Annotated in this window: 16 protein-coding genes and 2 pseudogenes; 4 read left to right on the top strand and 14 right to left on the bottom strand. The window is 71.4% G+C overall.

All coding sequences use genetic code 11. The features are described from left to right. Positions 1 to 194 precede the first annotated feature (194 nt). The gene (locus tag ACFYOY_RS26445) at positions 195 to 386 is read left to right on the top strand and encodes a hypothetical protein (RefSeq protein ID WP_351879187.1); all 192 of its coding nucleotides are present in this window, start codon (positions 195 to 197) and stop codon (positions 384 to 386) included. Between the two features lie 10 nt (positions 387 to 396). Further along, a pseudogene (locus ACFYOY_RS26440) lies at positions 397 to 602 on the top strand (helix-turn-helix domain-containing protein); the annotation flags it as partial. Positions 603 to 729: 127 nt separating this feature from the next. Here ACFYOY_RS26440 and ACFYOY_RS26435 read toward each other — a convergent pair. The 12 genes and pseudogenes from ACFYOY_RS26435 to ACFYOY_RS26380 form a co-directional block, all read right to left on the bottom strand. After that, a complete protein-coding gene (locus ACFYOY_RS26435; RefSeq protein ID WP_351879184.1) occupies positions 730 to 1,755 on the bottom strand; it encodes a sugar kinase in 1,026 nt (341 codons plus the stop codon). After that, positions 1,752 to 2,650 (bottom strand): annotated as a pseudogene (locus tag ACFYOY_RS26430) (SMP-30/gluconolactonase/LRE family protein). Before ACFYOY_RS26430 ends, ACFYOY_RS26435 begins: the two are co-directional and overlap by 4 nt. Then, complete coding sequence (locus ACFYOY_RS26425) at positions 2,647 to 3,279, bottom strand: bifunctional 4-hydroxy-2-oxoglutarate aldolase/2-dehydro-3-deoxy-phosphogluconate aldolase (RefSeq protein WP_351879178.1); 633 nt, start codon at positions 3,277 to 3,279, stop codon at positions 2,647 to 2,649. The pseudogene ACFYOY_RS26430 and the gene ACFYOY_RS26425 overlap by 4 nt, the downstream one beginning before the upstream one ends. 30 nt (positions 3,280 to 3,309) lie before the next feature. Continuing rightward, positions 3,310 to 4,128, bottom strand: a complete 819-nt coding sequence (locus ACFYOY_RS26420; RefSeq protein ID WP_351879176.1) for a hypothetical protein — start codon at positions 4,126 to 4,128, stop codon at positions 3,310 to 3,312. Then, positions 4,125 to 5,270 (bottom strand): galactonate dehydratase, encoded by a 1,146-nt coding sequence (gene dgoD / locus ACFYOY_RS26415; protein ID WP_388590025.1) that lies wholly within the window; start codon positions 5,268 to 5,270, stop codon positions 4,125 to 4,127. The genes ACFYOY_RS26420 and dgoD overlap by 4 nt, the downstream gene beginning before the upstream one ends. Then, entirely contained in the window at positions 5,267 to 6,007 is a 741-nt protein-coding gene (locus ACFYOY_RS26410) for an FCD domain-containing protein (RefSeq protein WP_351879170.1), read from the bottom strand. The genes dgoD and ACFYOY_RS26410 overlap by 4 nt, the downstream gene beginning before the upstream one ends. 37 nt (positions 6,008 to 6,044) lie before the next feature. Next, entirely contained in the window at positions 6,045 to 6,815 is a 771-nt protein-coding gene (locus ACFYOY_RS26405) for an SDR family NAD(P)-dependent oxidoreductase (protein WP_388590022.1), read from the bottom strand. 60 nt (positions 6,816 to 6,875) lie between these two features. Further along, positions 6,876 to 8,966 (bottom strand): alpha-galactosidase, encoded by a 2,091-nt coding sequence (locus ACFYOY_RS26400; protein ID WP_388590020.1) that lies wholly within the window; start codon positions 8,964 to 8,966, stop codon positions 6,876 to 6,878. Next, positions 8,963 to 9,811: a carbohydrate ABC transporter permease gene (locus ACFYOY_RS26395; protein WP_351879161.1), complete on the bottom strand. Its 849-nt coding sequence runs from the start codon at positions 9,809 to 9,811 to the stop codon at positions 8,963 to 8,965. Before ACFYOY_RS26395 ends, ACFYOY_RS26400 begins: the two co-directional genes overlap by 4 nt. Further along, the gene (locus ACFYOY_RS26390; protein ID WP_388590017.1) at positions 9,811 to 10,746 is read right to left on the bottom strand and encodes a carbohydrate ABC transporter permease; all 936 of its coding nucleotides are present in this window, start codon (positions 10,744 to 10,746) and stop codon (positions 9,811 to 9,813) included. Before ACFYOY_RS26390 ends, ACFYOY_RS26395 begins: the two co-directional genes overlap by 1 nt. A gap of 1 nt (position 10,747) precedes the next feature. Beyond that, the gene (locus tag ACFYOY_RS26385) at positions 10,748 to 12,037 is read right to left on the bottom strand and encodes an extracellular solute-binding protein (RefSeq protein ID WP_351879155.1); all 1,290 of its coding nucleotides are present in this window, start codon (positions 12,035 to 12,037) and stop codon (positions 10,748 to 10,750) included. Between the two features lie 117 nt (positions 12,038 to 12,154). Continuing rightward, positions 12,155 to 14,284: a glycoside hydrolase family 27 protein gene (locus ACFYOY_RS26380; protein WP_388590014.1), complete on the bottom strand. Its 2,130-nt coding sequence runs from the start codon at positions 14,282 to 14,284 to the stop codon at positions 12,155 to 12,157. 327 nt (positions 14,285 to 14,611) lie between these two features. Between ACFYOY_RS26380 and ACFYOY_RS26375 the strand changes: the two genes are divergently transcribed. Both ACFYOY_RS26375 and ACFYOY_RS26370 read left to right on the top strand, forming a co-directional pair. Beyond that, positions 14,612 to 15,544 carry an NAD-dependent epimerase/dehydratase family protein gene (locus tag ACFYOY_RS26375; protein ID WP_351879152.1) on the top strand — a complete coding sequence of 311 codons (933 nt, stop codon included), beginning with the start codon at positions 14,612 to 14,614 and terminating at the stop codon, positions 15,542 to 15,544. Positions 15,545 to 15,664: 120 nt separating this feature from the next. Further along, on the top strand, positions 15,665 to 16,165 hold the full coding sequence (locus tag ACFYOY_RS26370; RefSeq protein WP_351879149.1) for an SRPBCC domain-containing protein: 501 nt from the start codon (positions 15,665 to 15,667) through the stop codon (positions 16,163 to 16,165). 68 nt (positions 16,166 to 16,233) lie between these two features. Here the strand turns inward: ACFYOY_RS26370 and ACFYOY_RS26365 are convergent, their stop codons facing one another. After that, entirely contained in the window at positions 16,234 to 16,764 is a 531-nt protein-coding gene (locus tag ACFYOY_RS26365) for an SRPBCC domain-containing protein (protein ID WP_351879146.1), read from the bottom strand. 219 nt (positions 16,765 to 16,983) lie between these two features. Next, entirely contained in the window at positions 16,984 to 17,928 is a 945-nt protein-coding gene (locus ACFYOY_RS26360; protein WP_351879143.1) for an alpha/beta fold hydrolase, read from the bottom strand. Positions 17,929 to 18,013 lie beyond the last annotated feature (85 nt).

Raw genomic sequence — 18,013 nt, 5'->3', positions numbered from 1 at the left:
GCCTGGTGGGTGCATTTGCTCCATATCGGTAGTTTCGTCAGAAAATATCTGATCTCGCCGCCTCGCTTTCTTCCCGGGAGCGACGGCGTCCCTGCGGCATGAGCCTCCCGCGCCGATCTCCTCGGGAGGGGCCCCCGGGGCCGGGGTGCCAGGGAGCGCCCTGCGCACCCACGCCGTGACGGGAAGAGATCAGGATGGATGAATCGACCCTCGCCGTGCCGGAGCCCGCGCCCCCCGCGTCCCGGCCGCACGACCCGCTGGCCGTCGCCCTCGGCAACGCCTCCCTGCTGGGCGTCGGCTATCTGCTGCAGGAAAGCCGGTTCGCCGTCAGGGCGACCGGCGTCCACCCCCAACTACCTGCAGTGGGTCACAAGCTGATGCGCTAACACGTGAGACGTGGGGGCCACGTATGTGAAGCGAGCGTTCAAGTTCCGTTTCTATTCGTCCGATGCGCAGGCGGCCGAGCTGTCGGGCACGTTCGGGTGCGTGCGGAAGGTCTGCAACCTGGCCCTGGCAGCACGCACCCGTGGGTGCTGCGGCAGGAGCGGGTGAACTACAACGCCACCTCGGCCATGCTCACCGAGTGGAAGAGGACCGGGGAATTTAGGAATCCCCTCCTTCAGGAGGGGAGGAAGTCAACACGTACTATTCCGGCCGGCCCGGGCCCGGCGTCGAACAGGTACGTCAGCGCCTCCACAACCGATGTGCGGAGCGCGTTCCGCCCTCTGGTCAACCGGTGAGCGGCGGCGAGGACGGCGTATGCCCCGCGCGCTCGGGGGTGTTCCGCTCCGCCCATGCCCGGTCCGTCAGCCCGAGCAGCCGCTCGACCGTCCCGGATTCCGGCAGCGGGCCGTGGTCTCCGATCACCTTGAGCGCGGACGCGGCCGTGATGTGGCCGAGTCGCAGTGCCGAGGTCAGGTCCCCGTCACGCAGCAGCCCCGCCAGGAAACCGGCGGCGAAGGCGTCCCCCGCGCCGACCGGCTCCACCACCTCCGTGCGCAGGGCCTCCACCGTGACCTCCGTCCCGTCGCCGAAGGCGGTCGCCGCCCGTCCGCCGTCCTTGACGACGAGCAGGCGCGGATGCGGCAGCAGCGTGCGGACGCCGGCCGCGTCGAGGTCCGCGCCCCACAGGTGCTGCGCCTCGTCGAGGCCGACGAAGACGATGTCGGCGCGGTCGGCCAGGTCGCGGAGGACCGCGGCGGCCGTGCCCTCCGGCCACAGCGCCGGGCGGTGATTGACGTCGAAGCTGATGGCGTACGGGCGGTCGGGCGCGGGGGTGGCGAGCGCCCGTTCCACCAGGGCGGCGCAGGATGGCGAGAGCGCGGGGGTCACGCCCGTGAGGTGGAGGAGCGCCGCCGACCCGAGCCGCGGGTCGTCCAGGATGTCGGGCCCCAGCGCCGAGGCCGCCGAACCGCGCCGGTAGTAGTGGACGCGGGTGCCCGTGGGTCCCGGGTCCTTCACGAGCAGGCCCGTCGGCCGGTTCGGGTCGGACCGTACGCCCGAGACGTCGACGCCCGCCGCGGCGACGGCGGTACGCACCCGCCGGCCGAACGGGTCGTCGCCGAGGGCCGAGAGCCATACGGCGGCAAGGCCCAGGTCCGCCAGGTACATCGCCACGTTGGACTCCGCGCCCGCCACGGACAGCCGCAGGCTCTCACCGGTTTCCACGGCGTCGGGCGGTTCGGGGGCCAGCGCGGTCATCGTCTCGCCGACGCAGACCACCGGTCCGACCGCCGGGGGCCATGGGGCCGTCATGCGCCCGCCAGTGCCGGTGTCGGCCCGGGCCCGGCACCGGGATGCGGGCGATAGGCGGCCGCCGGTGGGCCCGGCACCTCGACCCGGACCGCGAACAGGGCACCGTCGTCGGGGCCCGGCCGGGTGAGACCGACCCGGGCCGTGGTGATGTGCAGGATGTCGCCCTGGAGGCAGACTCCGGCGGGCTGGGCGGCGGGCAGCCGCAGCGTGCGGTCGAGTTCGCCGTCCGGCCGGTACCGGCGCACCGTCCCGGTGCCCCAGACGGCGATCCACACGCCACCCGCGTCGTCGACCGCCATGCCGTCGGGGCTGCCGCCGTCCACCGTGACGAAGGTCGTCGGTGTGCCGAGGCCGCCCGTCGCCGGGTCGACGGGGTAGCGCCGGACGACTCCCCGGGCGCTGTCGGCCAGGTACATGGCGCGTCCGTCGGCCGTGAACGCGGGCCCGTTCGGCACCGTGATGCCGTCGAGGACCCGGGTCACCGTGCCGTCGTGATCCACCCGGTAGAGGGAGCCCGCGTCCTCGTCGGCGTCGTAGGCCATGCTGCCCGCCCAGAATCTGCCGGACGGGTCGGCGGTGCCGTCGTTCATGCGCCGGGCGGGCGGGCATCCGCCTCGGGGCGCGCCGGCCAGGTGGTGGCTCCGTCGGGGCCGAGCAGGCAGATCCCGGTGCCCGCGGCGGCGATCCAGGTGCCGGGCCGGCCCGCCACGGGCGCCACCGCGCCCAGGGGGACGGGCAGTTCGGCCAGCGTCCGCAGGGGCGCGGTGGGGTCCTGGGGGGCCGTCAGCAGGCGACCCTTGAGGATATCGACGAGGACGAGAGCTTCGCCGGTCCAGCGGATGCCCTCGCCCAGCTCGAGACGGTCGGGGCGGGTCGGGCGCGGGTCCTCGGTCACGCTGTGGCCTCCTGGACGGCGGTGCGGAAGGCGCGGGCGCGTTCGCGCAGGGCGGCCGTGCTGCCACCGTCGGCGGCGTCGCCGACAAGCGGCGAGCCGATGCCGACCGCGGTCGCCCCGGCGGCCAGATAGGCGCGGGCCGCGGCTTCGTCCACACCGCCGACCGGTACGAACGGCTCGTGCGGGAACGGCCCCCGCAGGGCCTTGAGATAGCCGGGGCCGCCGGACTGCGCGGCGGGGAAGATCTTCAGCGCCTCGGCGCCGAGCGCACGTGCGGCGATGACTTCGGTCGGGGTCATGACCCCTGCCAGGACCGGGAGGCCCAGTTCGCGGGCGGTGGACATCCCCGCGCCCAGACCGGGGGTGACGGCGAAGTCGGCGCCCGCCCGGTGGACGGCGCGGGCGTCGTCGGCGGTGAGCACGGTGCCCGCGCCGAGGGGACGGTCGGGGCCGAGGGCCTCGCGGGCCCGCTCGATGACGGTCAGGGCGTCCGTGCCGGACAGCGACACCTCGATCAGCTCGATGCCCTCGTCGGCCAGGGCCAGTACGGTGCGCAGCGCGGCCTCGGGGTCGTCGCCGCGCACGACGGCGACCAGCCGATGGGCGGCCAGGGCGGCTCGCAGGTCCACAGGGGGAACTCCTCGTAGAAACGGGCGGATTCAGGGGCAGCGGCAGGCCGCGCTGAGCGTGAGCCGCCAGCGCACCTCGCCCGACGCGGGCACGCGCGCGGCATCGCCCGCACCCGCGTCGGCGAGGTCGAAGACACGGCCGAGCATCGGCTCGACTCCTGTGCTGCGATAGGGGTTCTCGGCGGGGAAACCGCCGAGGTTGCGCCACACGGCGATGGACAGCGGCTGCCCGTCGGCCTCGAGCGCGAAGGCCAGGCAGCCCGCGCCGTCGTGGACGCAGGCGCGCGGGGCGTCCACGACCGCGCCGACCGCGGTGCCGTCGTCCGGCCCGAACCGGTCCAGGGGCAGGCCGAGGGGCGCGGGCCAGTCACCCTCCACCCACGGATCCCCGGCCGGCCAGGGCCGGTCCAGCAGCGGTGCGGCCTCCGGGAAGAGCCGGGCGCGCGCCCCGTCGCGCAGGCGCAGGGACGCCCGCGGGGACAGATCGAGCAGCGCGTGGGCGGCCCAGACGAAGGGAAAACCCGGGTCGGAGTCAAGGACGTAGTCGGCCTGCGCACCGTCGGCCGTACCGCGGATCGTGCGTCGCAGCGCGAACCGGTCGCACTGGACGGTGTCCGTGTCCCCCTCCCGCTTCCAAGGGCGTGACCAGGCGTCGCCATGGTCGGGGGCGCCGCGGACGGTGGGCACGCACTCCTCCAGGCCGCCCGCGTCCACGAAGGCGTCCCCGGGGGACACCTGGCCCCGCCCGGCCGCCGTGCCGTGCCACAGCCATTCGCGGTCCCCGGCGCGCAGCGAGGTCCAGCGGCCGCCGTGCGCGGGGTCGGTGACGATCTCCAGCAAGGTCGTCACCACTCCGCGAAGGAGCCGTCGGGGTGGCGCCAGACCGGGTTGCGCCAGGTGTGACCGGTGCGGTCGGCCTCGCGTACGGCCGCCTCGTCGATGGTGATGCCCAGGCCGGGGGCATCGCCGCGGGACGCGTGGCCGTTCACGAAGCGGAACGGCTCGGTGTCGACGAGATAGGACAGCAGATCGGCGTCCTTGTTGTAGTGGATACCGCGGCTCTGCTCCTGGATCAGGAAGTTCGGTGTCGCGAACGCGACCTGGAGGCTGGCCGCGAGCGCGATGGGGCCCAGCGGGCAGTGCGGGGCGAGCTGGGCGCCGTAGGTCTCGGCGAGCGAGGCGATGCGGTGGACCTCGGAGATACCGCCCGCGTGGGACAGATCGGGCTGCGCGACGGCGATACCGGCGGCGAGGACGGGCAGGAACTCCGTGCGTCCGTAGAGCCGTTCACCGGTGGCGAGGGGCACCGGGGTCGCGGCGACCAGGCCGGGCAGCAGATGGCTGTGCTCGGGGACGACGGGTTCCTCCACGAACAGCGGGTGGAGGGCGGCCAGTTCGGCCAGGACGCGGCGGGAGCTGGCGGCGGTGAAGCGTCCGTGGAAGTCGACGGCCACGTCGCGGTCCGGGCCGAGGACCTCGCGGGCCGCGGCCACCCGGTCGACGACCGCGGCGGTCTCGGCCGCGGTGGCCACCGGAGAGGTCGCCCCGGCGCCGTTCATCTTCACCGCCGTGAAGCCCGCCTCGACCTGCGCGGTGATCTGCTCGGTCAGCTCGGCGGGCTCGTCGCCGCCGACCCAGGCGTACACCCGGACCCGGTCGCGCACGGGACCGCCCAGCAGGGCGTGCACGGGGGCGCCGTAGGTCTTGCCGGCGATGTCCCACAGGGCCTGGTCGAGGCCGGCGACGGCGCTGGAGAGCACGGGTCCGCCGCGGTAGAAGCCGCCCTTGGTGAGCACCTGCCAGTGGTCCTGGATGCGCAGCGGATCCTTGCCGATCAGGTATTCGGCGAGGACGCCGACGGCGGCGCGGACCACCTCGGCGCGCCCCTCGACGACGGGCTCGCCCCAGCCGACCACGCCGTCGTCGGTCTCGACGCGGCAGAAGAGCCAGCGCGGCGGCACGGCGAAGGTCTCGATACGGGTGATCTTCACTGGCCAGAGGGCCTTTCCATGTCGTTGTCGGAGCCGCCGACCCGGTCCAGGTCGCGGCCTGCCTGGTCCAGCAGGGCCCGCATGGCGGCCTCGGCGGCCTGCGGGTCCTGGGCGCGCACGGCGTCCAGGACGGCGCGGTGGGCGGGTACGGGGTCCTGGCTGTGGGGGGAGCTGTGCACGATGCGGTCGCGGTGGGCGAGGCCCGACTCGATCACCATCTCCATGCGTTCGAGGAGTTCGTTGTGGGTGGCGGCGAGCAGGGCCCGGTGGAAGGCGAGGTCGGCCTCGACGGCGTGGGCGGCGTCGGAGCCGCCCGCTCCCATCGCGCCCACGGCGGCGTCCAGGGCGGCGAGGTCGGCCTCGGTGCGCCGCCCGGCGGCCAGGCGTACGGCCGCCGGTTCGATGATGGAGCGCACCTCGGCGAGGTTGCGCAGCAGCGCGCGGTCGGCATCGGTGGTGCGGTCGCTGTCGAACTGCCAGCGCAGCACGTCGGCGTCGAGCAGATTCCAGTCCGAGCGGTTCCGTACGAAGGTGCCGCGCTTCTGACGGGCGTCGACCATCCCCTTGGCGGCCAGTACCTTCAGCGACTCGCGCAGCGCGGTGAGGCTGACGTCCAGTTCGCTCTGCAGGGCGACCAGGTCCAGGGTGGCTCCTTCGGGGATGTCGCCGCCCAGGATGCGCCGGGCGAGGGCCTCCACGGTCTGGCCGTGCACGCCGCGACGGGCGTAGGGCGTCATGTCGTAGTGCCTTTCTGGTGCGAGCTGATCGCGGTGGTCATGCGGAGGACTTGACGACGCTCCAGCCGCCGTCCACGACAAGACTCGCACCGGTGATGTAGGCGGCCTCATGGGAGCCGAGGAAGGCGATGGCCGCGGCCACCTCCTCCGGGGTGCCGAAACGGCCCGCCGCGGTTTCGGCGACGCTGCGTGCGCGGTCCTCGGGGGACACCCGGTCCCAGGCCGCCGTCAGGATCGGGCCGGGCACGACGGCGTTGACCCGCACCTCGGGACCGTACTCGACGGCGAGCTGTCCGCACAGGGACAGCAGCGCCCCCTTGGAGGCCGCGTAGGCGGGGTGGCCGGGGATGCCCTTGTGGGCGTGGACGGACGAGGTCAGGACGACGGCTCCGCGGCGGTCGCGCAGATCGTCCAGCACGGCCTTGAACCCCAGGAAGGCGCCGGTGAGGTTGACGGAGAGCTGCCGCTGCCAGGAGCCCAGGGACATGTCATGGGCGGGGGTGACGTCGACCGTGTAGGCATTGCTGACGAGCACGTCGACCGGGCCGAAGTCGCGGGCGGCGGCCGCGATCCGCTCCCAGTCCTCCTCCGCGGAGACGTCGGCCGTCACGAAGCGGGCTCGGCCGCCGTCCTCACAGATCCGCTCGGCGACCGCCGCGCCGCGCTCCTCGGCGATGTCGGCGAGCACGACGGCGGCGCCCTCCTGGGCGAGGCGTTCGGCGGTGGCGGCACCGATGCCGGAGGCGGCTCCGGTGACCACGGCCGTGCGGGCGGTGAAGCGGTCACCGTACCGGCGGGGCTGTTCCATCGGGGGTTCGGGCTCCTTCGCTGTACTGCGGGCGGGGGCGGACATGGGCCGGTCGGCGGTCTACTGCCGTGTCAGCACCACCAGTTCCGCGTCGTGGTCGGCGCCCCACGTGAACGGCAGCCCGTAGTGGAGCAGATGGGCGCCGCTGTACGTGGTCGCCGACGCGGCGTCCCGGTAGCGGGCTGCCGGGTCGAGGCCGCGCAGCCGCAGCCGGGCCGGACGTCCCGGGACGAGCGGGGATCCGTCCAGGCGGCCGGTGCTGAGCGCCGCCACGACGGTCCGTGCGTCCGGGCCGTCGTACTGGACGCCGCAGGTGGCGTCCAGCGGGCTGCCCAGGAGCCGGGCCTCGCCCAGGTGGACGACATCGCGCACCTCCTTGTAGCGGGCGATCCAACGGGCGGCCTCGGCGCGCTGCCCGGCGTCCCACCGGCGCAGGTCGGCGCCGATGCCGAGGACACCGCACATGGCGCCCACGAAGCGGAAGGCGAGGCTGCGCGGACGGGGGTCGAAGACGCCGGGGGCGTCGGTGACCCACGAGCTCATCACATGCGGGGCATGGGCGTGCAGGAAGCCGTACTGGACGGCCAGCCGGTCCAGGGGCGCGGTGTTGTCGCTGGGCCAGACCACGTCGGTACGGGCGAGGGTCGCGTGGTCGATGCGCCCGCCGCCGCCCGCGCACCCCTCGACGGTGACCCCGGGGTGGGCCGTGCGCAGATGGTCCAGGACGCGCAGATAGCCGGCGATATGCTGGGCGTCCAGGTCGAGACGGTCGGCCGGACCGGCGCCGGGGCGGCCGCGCTCGGTCGGCGGCCGGTTCATGTCCCACTTGAGGTAGCTGATGTCATGGCCGGTCAGCAACCGGTCCAAGGTGGCGATGACGAAGTCCTGGACATCGGTCCGGCCCAGGTCGAGCAGGAGCTGGTTGCGCACCAGGCGGGCGGGGCGACCGTCGATCCGGTACACCCAGTCCGGGTGGTCGGCGTACAGCCTGCTGCCGGGGCTGACGGCCTCCGGCTCGATCCACAGGCCGAAGTCCAGGCCCAGCGCGCGTACGTCGGCCACGAACCGGTCGAAGCCGGACGGGAAGGCCGCCGGGTCCGGATACCAGTCGCCCAGCCCACCGGTGTCGTCCGCACGGCCGGTGAACCATCCGTCGTCCACGACGAACAACTCGGCCCCGATGTCCGCGGCCGTCTTCGCCAGTTCGAGCTGCGCCGCCGCGTCGACGTCGAAGGCGGTGGCCTCCCAGGAGTTGTAGAGGACCTTGCGGGGGCGGTGCAGCCGCTCGCCGGTCAGATGGCGTTCGTAGCGGTGCCAGACGCGGGACAGCCCGTCGAGCCCTTCGGCGCTGAAGGCGCAGGCGAGGCGCGGTGTCGTGAGGGTGTCGCCGGGTGCCAGGCGCACCAGGCCCTCGTGCGGTACGCGACCGGCGCGTACCCGCACGGCGCCGCCCGGTTCGGCCTCCGCGGTGATGTGCCAGTTGCCGGGCCACTCCAGGGCCACGCCATAGGCGGGAGGGTCCCCGGGGCCCGCGGCGTCCTGGATCGCGAGCCAGGGCGCGTAGGCGTGTCCGGGCACGCCCTGACTGCTGCCCATGGTGAACGTGCCCCTGGTCAGGGTGAGTTGGGTGCGCTGGAATTCCTGCGACCACTGCCCCGTGAGGTACGTCAGTCGGGCGCCGGCGGTCACGGGGACGTTCACGGCGGCCGAGTCGAACCGCTCCAGCCGCAGCTCCTCCTCGCCCGTGCAGGTGAGCTCGGTCCAGCGGTGGATGACGTCGGTGCCGGGCACCGTGGCGTAGCACAGCACCGTACGCAGGCCGAGCAGGTCGTCGGTGAAGGTGAGCCGCAGGGCTCCCGCTTCCTCCTCCGCGCCCTCGAACTCCCACCACGCTCCCCGCTCCGCACCCGGGCGCCCCGCCACCAGGTCGGCCCCGGTGAACGGCCGCAGCCCGTACGGCAGATACTCGGCGGGCGCGGCATCGGCGGGCGTGATGAAGTGGGTGCGCCTCGACCAGTCCAGCGCGGACGGGCCGGTCTCGACGCCGAGCGGCCCCCACGCGTCGAGCTCGGCCCACGGGCCGTCGGGGGAGAGGCGGACGGTGTAGGCGGTGTGCTCGGTGCGCAGGGTCCAGCGCTGGTACGACGTCATTTCACCGCCCCGAGGTTGAGACCGGCCACGAAGTGGCGCTGGAAGCGCAGGAAGACGGCCACGGTGGGTGCCGCGGCGATGACGGATCCCGCCGCGATCACGTTCCACATCGACACGAACTGGCCCTGCAGCCCGATCAGGGCGCCGGTGATGGGCATCTTGCTGTCGCTGCGCAGCACGGTGATCGCCCACAGCAGGTCGTTGAAGATCCAGGTGAAGGACAGCGCGCTGAGCGCGGCCAGCGCCGGGCGGGTGAGCGGCAGGATGATCCGCCAGAAGATCTGCCAGGGACCGGCGCCGTCGATGACGGCGGCCTGCTGGATCTCGACCGGGATCGCCCGCATGAAGCCGTGCAGGACGAAGACGTAGAAGCCGACGCCGAAGCCGATCTGCACCCCGATGAGCGCGGGGAGCGTGTCGTAGACGCCCATCAGCTCGCTCAGCTTGGAGACGGGGATGAGCAGGATCTGCGGCGGGAGCAGGTTGCCGCCGAGCATGAGCAGCAACACGGAGCGGCGGAAGGGCACCTCGTAGCGGCTGAGGGCGAACGCGGCCATGGCGGCCAGGGCCAGCGTCACCAGCACGCACGGGACGGTGACGACCAGGCTGTTGATCAGGGCGCGCTGCTGGCCGCCGTCGACCCAGGCCTGACGGAAGTTGTCGAGGGTGAAGGAGCGGGGCCAACTGCCCAGGCCGTGGACGGCGATGTCGTCGAAGGAGCGCAGGCTGGTCACCAGGACCAGGGCGATGGGCAGCAGCCACAGGACGGCGAGCGCACCGGCGCCCAGGTGGAATCCGGCGGTCTTGGCGCGCTTGCGGCGCACGGCGGTGGAGGTGGCGGACATCAGTCGGCCTCCCGGAAGGCGCGCACGAGGTAGGAGGCGATGACGCCGAAGGCCAGGGCGAAGATGACGACCGCCAGCGCGGAGCCGTATCCCAGCCGCAGGGACTGGAAAGCGGTGGAGTACATGTAGGTGCTCAGCAGTTCGGACGAGTGGTAGGGACCGCCCCGGGTCAGCGACCACACGACGTCGAAGGAGCGCAGCGAGTCGATGATGATCACGGACAGGACGACGGCGTTGACACCGCGCAGCTGCGGCAGCGTCACATAGCGGAAGCGCTGCCAGGGCCCGGCGCCGTCGACCTTGGCCGCCTCGTACAGGGCCGGGTCGATGCCCTTGAGCCCGGCGAGGTACAGCACCATCACATAGCCGACCTGGCGCCACAGCGCGGGCACGATCACCGCGTACAGGGCGGTGTCCTGATCGGCGAGCCAGGCGTGGCGCAGGCTGTCGAGGCCGACCGATTCCAGGATCTGGTTCAGGACGCCGTCGGGCTGGTAGATGGCCTGCCAGACCAGGGCGGTGGCGACCAGGGAGAACACGACCGGCAGGAACAGGGCGGCGCGGTAGAAACCGACCCCGCGGCGCTCCTGCTGGAGGAGGAGGGCCGCGCCGAGGCCGAGGAGCGCGGACAGTCCGCCGAACAGCACCAGCCACAGCACCGTGTCGACGGCGGCGGTGCGGAAGACCTCGTCGTGGGCCATCTCGCGGAAGTTGCCGAGGCCCACGAACTCGGGCGCCGACACGCCGTCCCAGTTGGTCAGGGCGAGGTAGAAGCCCTGGAGCGCGGGCCAGAAGACCCATACGGCCTCGGCCAGCAGCGGGACGAGGAGGAAGGCGAGCACCAGCGGGGGTGTGCGCCGAGGGCCCCGGGCCCGCCTGCCGCGGGGCGGCGGCGGGGCCGGGGAAGTGCGTTCGGGGGCGGTGAGGACGGCCACGTCAGGCCCGCCAGATCTTCTCGGCGTCGCGCTGCCAGTTGGTGAGGATCGACCCGACGCTCTTCGGCTTGGCGATGAACTTGGTCAGCGCGGTGTCCGTCGCGGGCTGGAGGGCGTCGCTGGAGTCACGGTTGAAGAACTGGGTGATCTCGGTGGCCTCCTCGATGTGCTTGCGGCCCTTCTTCACCAGCGGCGTCCCGGAGTCCTTGGCATCGGGGTGGCAGGGCAGGGCGGTGCCCGAGGAGCCCTTGATGTAGATCTCCTGCGCCTCGGCCGTGGCGAGGTAGCGCAGCAGGTCGAAGACCTCGTCCCGGCGTCCGGTGCGGGCGCTGGCGAAGTACCCGTCGGTGGGCGCCTCCTCGGCGAGCGGGACCTTGGGGTCGATGACCGGGAAGCGGAAGAAGTCGATGTCGTCGAGGGCGTCCTTCGGCACCGCGTCGGCGAAGAAGGTGCCGATGAGCATCATGCCGCTGCGGCCGTTGAGCAGGGCGGTCGTGGCGTCCTGGAAGGCCACGGCGGTGCCGTTGGGGTCGAAGTACGGCAGCACCTCCTGCCAGCGGTCGAAGACCTTGTGCACCTCGGGGTCGTCGAAGCGGTGCTTCCCGGCGAGGAGCTCGCGGTGATAGGGGGCGCCGTTGATCCGTATGTTCAGGTAGTCGAACCAGGCGGACGCCACCCAGGTGGTGTTGCCGCCCGCGCCCAGGCCGATCGGGGCGACGCCCTTGGACTTGAGCTTGTCGCACAGGTCGAGGAAGTCGTCCCAGCTCTTCGGCTCGCTCACGCCCCACTTGGCGAAGTTGGACTTCCGGTAGAACATGCCCCACCAGTAGTAGGTGGTGGGGACGAAGACCTTCTTGCCGGAGGCCGCGGTGCACAGCTTGTTCAGCGCCGTGGAGTAGCGCCCCAGATCGGGGGAGGCCCACACCTCGCTGAGGTCGAGCAGCAGGTTCTTCTTCGCGTAGGCCTCCGCCACCGAGCCGGGGTACCAGGTGAGCACATCCGGCGGATTGGCCGAGGTCAGATACGTCGGCAGCTGGGTGCGGAAGGTCTCCGCGGCGACCGTGTTGAGGCTCGCGCGCCCGGAGCCCTGCTTGGCGTAGGCGGCGGCGAGGTCCTCCATCGCCGCCTTCGCCTGCGGGGCGGAGAGGTTGGACTGGAGGGTCACCGCGCCGCCCCCGGAGGAGCCCTTGCCGGAGGAACTGGCGGTGACACAGCCGCTGAGCAGCGCTGTCGTCCCGGCGGCGCCGAGGCCGGCGAGAAGCAGTCGTCGGCTGGGGTGTTGGTTCGTCATGGAGTGCTCCTTGTGGATCCACTCGGCGGGCCCGGCCGCTTGCTGCCCGCCGGGCCCCCGCTCGCGGCGGATCCAGGTTCGCGTGGCGCTCGCACCACGTCAAGATTAATACCTAATTTATTTGAATTGGGTTCGGTGCACCGAACCGTCGACCCCGCGGTACACGGCGTCGATCACACCGTCCTGGCCCGCGACCGCCCCGAGCGCGCCGTCGAACGCGGCGCTGGGGAACTCCTGCCGCTTACTCCACTCCTGCCAGGCGCCGTTCTCGTACCGCTGCTGCCAGAGCGTGTAGTCGCCGCCCCGCGCGAACAGCACCACCGCGTCGCCGACGGCGACCAGCGTCGGGCTGCCGCTGACGGTCCCGCCGAGCGAACTCCACGCCGACCACTGGCCGGACGTGTCCCGTGACCGCGTCCACACGTCGTCGGCGGAGGTGCGTACGGCCAGATGAACCCTGCCCTGCGCGTCCACGACGGCCGTCGGCCTGCCGTACGTCGGCCGGTCGCCCGGCGCACCCAGCGACGACCAGCCGGACGACGGACCCCGCTGCGCGATCCGCCCGTCGGCGCCGCGTGCGAACAGCGTCCAGTGGGCGGGGTCGGTGAACGCCACCGACGGGGCGTCGGTCAGCTTTCCGCCAAGGTCCTGCCAGGCGCCCCAGCGTCCCTGCGAGAAGACCCGCCGGTACGCCCGGGAGTCGGCCCCACGCACGAAGACGTCGATCCGCCCACCCGCCGAGGCGTACGCGGCGGGCTGGCCGAGGATCCTCCCGTGCGCCGGGCCGCCGAGGTCGCGCGTCCTGCCATCCGCCTGCTGGACGAGCGAGCCGCCCGGCCCCCGGAAGAACGTGGTCAGCGCGTCGCCGTCAGGTACGACGGCCGGGCTCGCCGTGGCCTTCGCGCCCAGATCGGCACCGGGGAGGGCGTCCTGGCCGGTGAGGCGGAGGAACGCGGTGCCATGCGCCGGTACCTCGACGGTGTACGACCCGGTGTGCGTCCCGCGGTCGGCACGCGCCCGCAGATCACGGACCGCGACCGCGCCGCCCAGCGCCACATCGGAGAAGTTCACGGTGCGCTCGACGGGCCGGTCCGAGCGGTTGAGCAGCACGACCGCACGCCGGCCGTGACCGGAGAGGACCTTGCTGTAGACATCGCCGACGGAGTCGGTGGCCACCCTCACGCCCTGGACGGCCAGCGGGTCCTGGTCGACCGCGATGATCTCCGGGTTGCGCAGCGTCCGGAGCATCGAGTCGGACAGGGTACGGGGGTCGGAGCCCAGGACGAGCGGGGAGCCCATCTCGGCCCACATCACGAACTGCGTGGTGGACTCCTCCTCCGACAGCTCGTACGACCCGTCGGTCATGCGGCGCATCGGGATCAGATAGTCCGGGTCGTTGTAGTGGCCGGGCCCCTGGGCCTCGGGGTGCCAGGCGTTGGCGTCCATGTTGCGCAGCACATTGGGCCACTGGCCGGGGCTCGGGGTGCCCCAGGCGATGTCGGTGCCGGTGCGCCAGGAATCCGCGGCCGTCGGGGCGTAGGCGTAGGTGTTGTGCGCGTCCTGCTCGGGGGTGTGCGGCAGGCCCCAGTCGTCGGTGAGCGGGTTACACAGATTCAGCAGCATCCGGCGTCCGGACTTCGCGACCGCGTCGCTGAACTCCTTGAACGCCGGGCCCGGGTCGAGCTTCTCGCTGATGCCGCACAGGAAGTCCACCTTGATCGCGTCGATCTTCCAGTGGGCGAACTGCCGTGCGTCCTCGGTGTAGTGGCCACGGCTGCCGAGGCCGCAGCTCTTGCCGCCGTCGTAGGTGCCCGCGTCGGTGTAGATCCCGGCCCGCAGACCGCGTTGATGCAGGTAGGAGACGAGGGCCGGGATGCCGGAGGGGAACCGGTCCGGATGGGCCGCCAGCCGTCCCTGCCCGTCCCGGGGGTCGTCGGCCTGCCAGCCGCCGTCCAGCCACACGATGTCGTACCCGCTGTCGCGCAGCCCGCTGCTGACAAGCCGGTCGGCGACCGCGCGCACCTCCTTCTCGGTGGGCGCCCCCAGTCCGTAGTAGGTGTTCCACCCCATATAGGGCGTCGGGGCGAGCCCGCTGTCGTAGTAGTCGGGCGCCCCCTGGTCCACGGCGGGGGCGGCCATGGCCATGGGGCCCGCGGTCGTGGCCAGGACCAGGGCGATCGCGGTCGCGACGGCGCCGCGGGTCAGCGTTCGGTGGCGGGGTCTGTGCACGGGCGGGTGTGAAGTCACGTGCCTCTCCGGAGGGTTGGGAAGCAGGAGGAGACATGACGCGGCCGCCCTCGGACGGGCGTCGGCGGCGTCACGGCGATGACTGTGGCCCGCGGCCGAAACCCTGTCAAGAATTATTCCTAATTTATTCAAACAGCCTTCCGGTGAGCGTCGGCCTTCCGAGAGCCGCTGCCGCGCCCGAAGCGGTGGCATCCACGGTTTTTATCGCAAGCATTCGAAACATAAATGCTGTCGAGGGAAGAGCTGGAGATCCCTGATCGCTTCACCCCACGAGACCTTCTCGCCCAAGGCGAGCGAGGAGGCTCGCACAAGGCGAAGGAGAGGCTCATGGCGCAGGCGTTCATCACGGGCGGTTCGGGGTTCATCGGCCAGGTGCTGGTACGCCGGCTCCGCGACGAGGGGCACACGGTCCGTGTTCTGGTCAGAAGCGAGGCGTCGGCCGCGAAGGTGTCCGCGCTGGGCGCGGAGCCCGTACGCGGCGAGTTGACGGACCCGGCCACGTGGCAGAGCCAGGTGACGGGCAGCGACGTGGTGTTCCACCTCGCTGCCGAGACGGACATCACCGCCGACCGTGCGCGTCATGAACATGTATCGGTCCGCGGCACCCGGGCGGCCGTCGACGCGGCCCGCTACGCGCAGGTTCCCCGGTTCGTCCACTGCGGGAGCGAAGCGGCCCTCCTGGCCGGTGACCCGCTCGTCGACGTCGATGAAACCGCGCCGCTGCGACCGGACTCGCCGGCCGCCTACTGCGCGGCAAAGGCCGCCGCCGAGAAGATCGTGCTCGACGCGAACGCCCCCGGCTTCGCCACGGTGTCGATCCGCCCCAGGTTCGTCTGGGGTCCCGGCAGCATCCTCATCGAAGGCCTGGTGGCCGCGGCGAGGGTTGGAGAGTTCGCCTGGATCGACGGAGGTCGGCACACGACCGACGTCACCTTTGTCGACAACGCCGTCGAGGGCCTCATCCTCGGATGGCTGCGCGGCCGGCCGGGGCAGGCCTACTTCATCACCGACCAGCACCGTGTCATCCTGCGCGAGTTCATGGAGACGCTGTTCGGGATCTATGGCGTCGATACGCCGATCCCCGACCTGGACGCCGAGACCGCCGCCCACGAGGTGCCCGTTCCCGCCCGGTGGTTCCTCGGGCAGTCGTGCACTCTGCGGACGGACAAGGCCGTGGCCGAACTCGATTACCAGCCCATGGTTTCCCATGCCGCCGGTCTGGACGCCGTCCGGAGCTCGGTGGCCGCCGACGGCGCGTGAAACTGCCACACACGGCGCCCGTCGCGGGCCGACAACACGCTTTCCCGCACTGGCCGCAGCGCGCCTGAATTTTCGATACAGCCGATCCGGCGAACGGAAGCCGGTTATTTGGAGTGCGATATGTTCGAAGCTATCAATTGGCCCGAGACCATGGTTCCCAGCCGCTCGCCGATCCACTTCACCAACGAGCTCGAGGTCGAAGCCTCTCCGGAGAGGATTTGGTCCCTGCTCGTGGATCCCGAGGCTTGGCCCAGCTTCTACCCGGGCGTCGAGCATGTCCAGCTGCTTGACGGCCACGAGTCACTGGGCCTTGGCACACGGTTCGAAACCAACCTGGCCGGACAAGATGTCTTCGCGTCGGTACAGGAGTTTGAGCCTGTGTCGCGCATCGCCTGGGGTGGCTACCCCAAGGTCTCGGAAGAATCCAAGGCCTACCATGCCTGGATCATCACCCCCACTTCCAAGGGATGCCACCTCTGGACGGAAGAGACGATGCAGGGCCCGCACTGGATCGAAATGGCGAAGCCGGCACCCGACGTCTATTGGCGCACCCATGAGGAGCTTCTTGCGGCGCTCGCCAAGGTCGCGACCGATTCTGGGTACGCCGCCGGACGTTCCTGATCAACATTTCAATACCGAGGCCCCCTGAACCGCTACGGTTCAGGGGGCCTCGGTCCTGCCCATGCACGTTATGCGGGGCGAGGCGCAGGCTTTGCCGCCTCCGGCTCCGCCTCCGCCTTCGCCTCTGCGGCGCGGGCGAGGCGTTCGACCCAGTCCTGGTGATAACGATAGAGCGCACCGGGATTCTTGCGCCCGAGCTCCTCGAGGAAGAAGGGGCCCTGCTGCGTTTCCTCGCTCAGCACGTGACAACCATTGTCCGTGGGCGTGATGACCCAGCCGTGGTACGCACTTGAACCGGTTTCGTCGCCGTCGACGAACGTCTCCCAGGAGAGCCTGCTGAAGGGATTGTGCTCCGTCACCCTCAGACTCATGGGAAATCCAACCGTCACCCGGCTGTACTGGGTTCCGAGCGCCAGTTCCGGCTTGCCGCCAAGGATTTTTACCTGGTCCTCGGGAGGAAAGTAGCTCGACCAGTTCTCGGCGTCGACGAGCAGCTTCCACACCACTTCGGGCGGCGCCTTCACGTCGATGTCGTTGAGCGCGTAGATGGCTGATGTCTTCGGGTCATACCGCTCGGGCCAATTCACCTTGTCATACATCGGTGGTACCTCCTTCTTAAGCATTCTGGAGATTCAATGCATGTCAACTGGCGGGACTGTGGATTGATTCCTCCGTCGCCCGGGCTTTGACCTTCGTATGTGTGATGACTCCCCCTTAAACGGTCGATGGCACCCTCACCAGGTCAGGCAGATCGCAAAGGCCGCCGCACAGGTCATCCTGTGCGGCGGCCTTCGTCGATGGTGGGGCTACTCGCGGTCCTACTTGTCGTCGATACGCCCGATCGGGTCGGCGGTCTCCGCGAGCTCGGTCCGCACCTGTTTCCAGTCCCTGTCGTCGATCCCGAGAGCGCTACGGAGGTAGGCCCACGAAGCCTTCTGGATCAGAGCGACGCGCTCGGGGCTCTCGTCCGTGGTGTCCTTGGCGCCGTAGGCGTGGATCCCGCCGAGCGAGTGCTCGGCCCCGAACAGGGTGAGCAGGCTCTGGGCCCCGGGGCTGTACCTGTAGACGTCGGTGAACCAGTCGGGGCCGCGAGTCGAGAGCAAGGACTGGTCGTGGTCGCCCGCGACCACGAGAGCCGGCGTGGTCAGGCGGTCGAAGTCGGGGCTCATGAAGGAGAAGTTCTCCGCGGCGAACGGCGTCAGGGCGTCGCCGCCGATGCCCGTCGTAGCGAGGAGCACGCCGGCTTTCACGCGGGTATCGGTCTTGTCGGGGCCGGGCTGCCCGTCCGCGCCGACAACGCGCGCGCCGAGAAGCATGCTGACGGTCTGTCCGCCCCAGGAGTGTCCCGCGACGGCGATGCGGTCGCTGTCGACGCGGTCGCCGAGGCCGGGGACCGCGTCGACGATGTGGTCGAGTTCGTCGAGTACGCGCTCGACGTCCTGGACCCGGATGCGCCAGATGTCGGGGTACCGCGGGTCGGCGGGAGTGATACCGAGGGTCAGCGAATCGAGGAAGGTGGGCTGGAGGACGACGAAGCCGTTGGCGGCCCAGAAGTCGATCAGCGGGTCGTACGAGGACATCGACAGGCCGAAGCCATGGGCGAGGACGACGATCGGGAGGCCACTGCCGGAGGCGGGGGCTGACACGCGCACCCGCAGGTCGTCGCCGCGCTCCGGTGCGGGCAGGACGACCGGCTTGACGCTGATGATCGCAGTGGTCGATGCGGGAACGGCGCGCGGAGCGGCCGTGTCGGGTGCGGGCATGCGGAGCTGCCTTTCGGTTGCGATGAGCGCCGTGTCCATGGGGGAATACATGCGTCGCCGGTGCAGGTCCGGCGACATAGCCACC

Origin of the sequence: Streptomyces sp. NPDC007875 (assembly GCF_042868035.1) — a bacterium.
Taxonomy (GTDB): domain Bacteria; phylum Actinomycetota; class Actinomycetes; order Streptomycetales; family Streptomycetaceae; genus Streptomyces; species Streptomyces antimycoticus.
Note: the sequence above shows the minus strand (reverse complement) of the source record. Positions and strands in the feature narration are given on the sequence as shown.

What these genes read in the sequence shown, in the direction of transcription:
- ACFYOY_RS26410 (WP_351879170.1), bottom strand. Translation starts at nt 6,007, where the DNA reads ATGACGCCCTACGCCCGTCGCGGCGTGCACGGCCAGACCGTGGAGGCC.
- ACFYOY_RS26445 (WP_351879187.1), top strand. Translation starts at nt 195, where the DNA reads ATGGATGAATCGACCCTCGCCGTGCCGGAGCCCGCGCCCCCCGCGTCC.
- ACFYOY_RS26405 (WP_388590022.1), bottom strand. Translation starts at nt 6,815, where the DNA reads ATGGAACAGCCCCGCCGGTACGGTGACCGCTTCACCGCCCGCACGGCC.
- ACFYOY_RS26360 (WP_351879143.1), bottom strand. Translation starts at nt 17,928, where the DNA reads ATGCCCGCACCCGACACGGCCGCTCCGCGCGCCGTTCCCGCATCGACC.
- ACFYOY_RS26375 (WP_351879152.1), top strand. Translation starts at nt 14,612, where the DNA reads ATGGCGCAGGCGTTCATCACGGGCGGTTCGGGGTTCATCGGCCAGGTG.
- ACFYOY_RS26435 (WP_351879184.1), bottom strand. Translation starts at nt 1,755, where the DNA reads ATGACGGCCCCATGGCCCCCGGCGGTCGGACCGGTGGTCTGCGTCGGC.
- ACFYOY_RS26370 (WP_351879149.1), top strand. Translation starts at nt 15,665, where the DNA reads ATGTTCGAAGCTATCAATTGGCCCGAGACCATGGTTCCCAGCCGCTCG.
- ACFYOY_RS26400 (WP_388590020.1), bottom strand. Translation starts at nt 8,966, where the DNA reads ATGACGTCGTACCAGCGCTGGACCCTGCGCACCGAGCACACCGCCTAC.
- ACFYOY_RS26395 (WP_351879161.1), bottom strand. Translation starts at nt 9,811, where the DNA reads ATGTCCGCCACCTCCACCGCCGTGCGCCGCAAGCGCGCCAAGACCGCC.
- ACFYOY_RS26365 (WP_351879146.1), bottom strand. Translation starts at nt 16,764, where the DNA reads ATGTATGACAAGGTGAATTGGCCCGAGCGGTATGACCCGAAGACATCA.
- ACFYOY_RS26385 (WP_351879155.1), bottom strand. Translation starts at nt 12,037, where the DNA reads ATGACGAACCAACACCCCAGCCGACGACTGCTTCTCGCCGGCCTCGGC.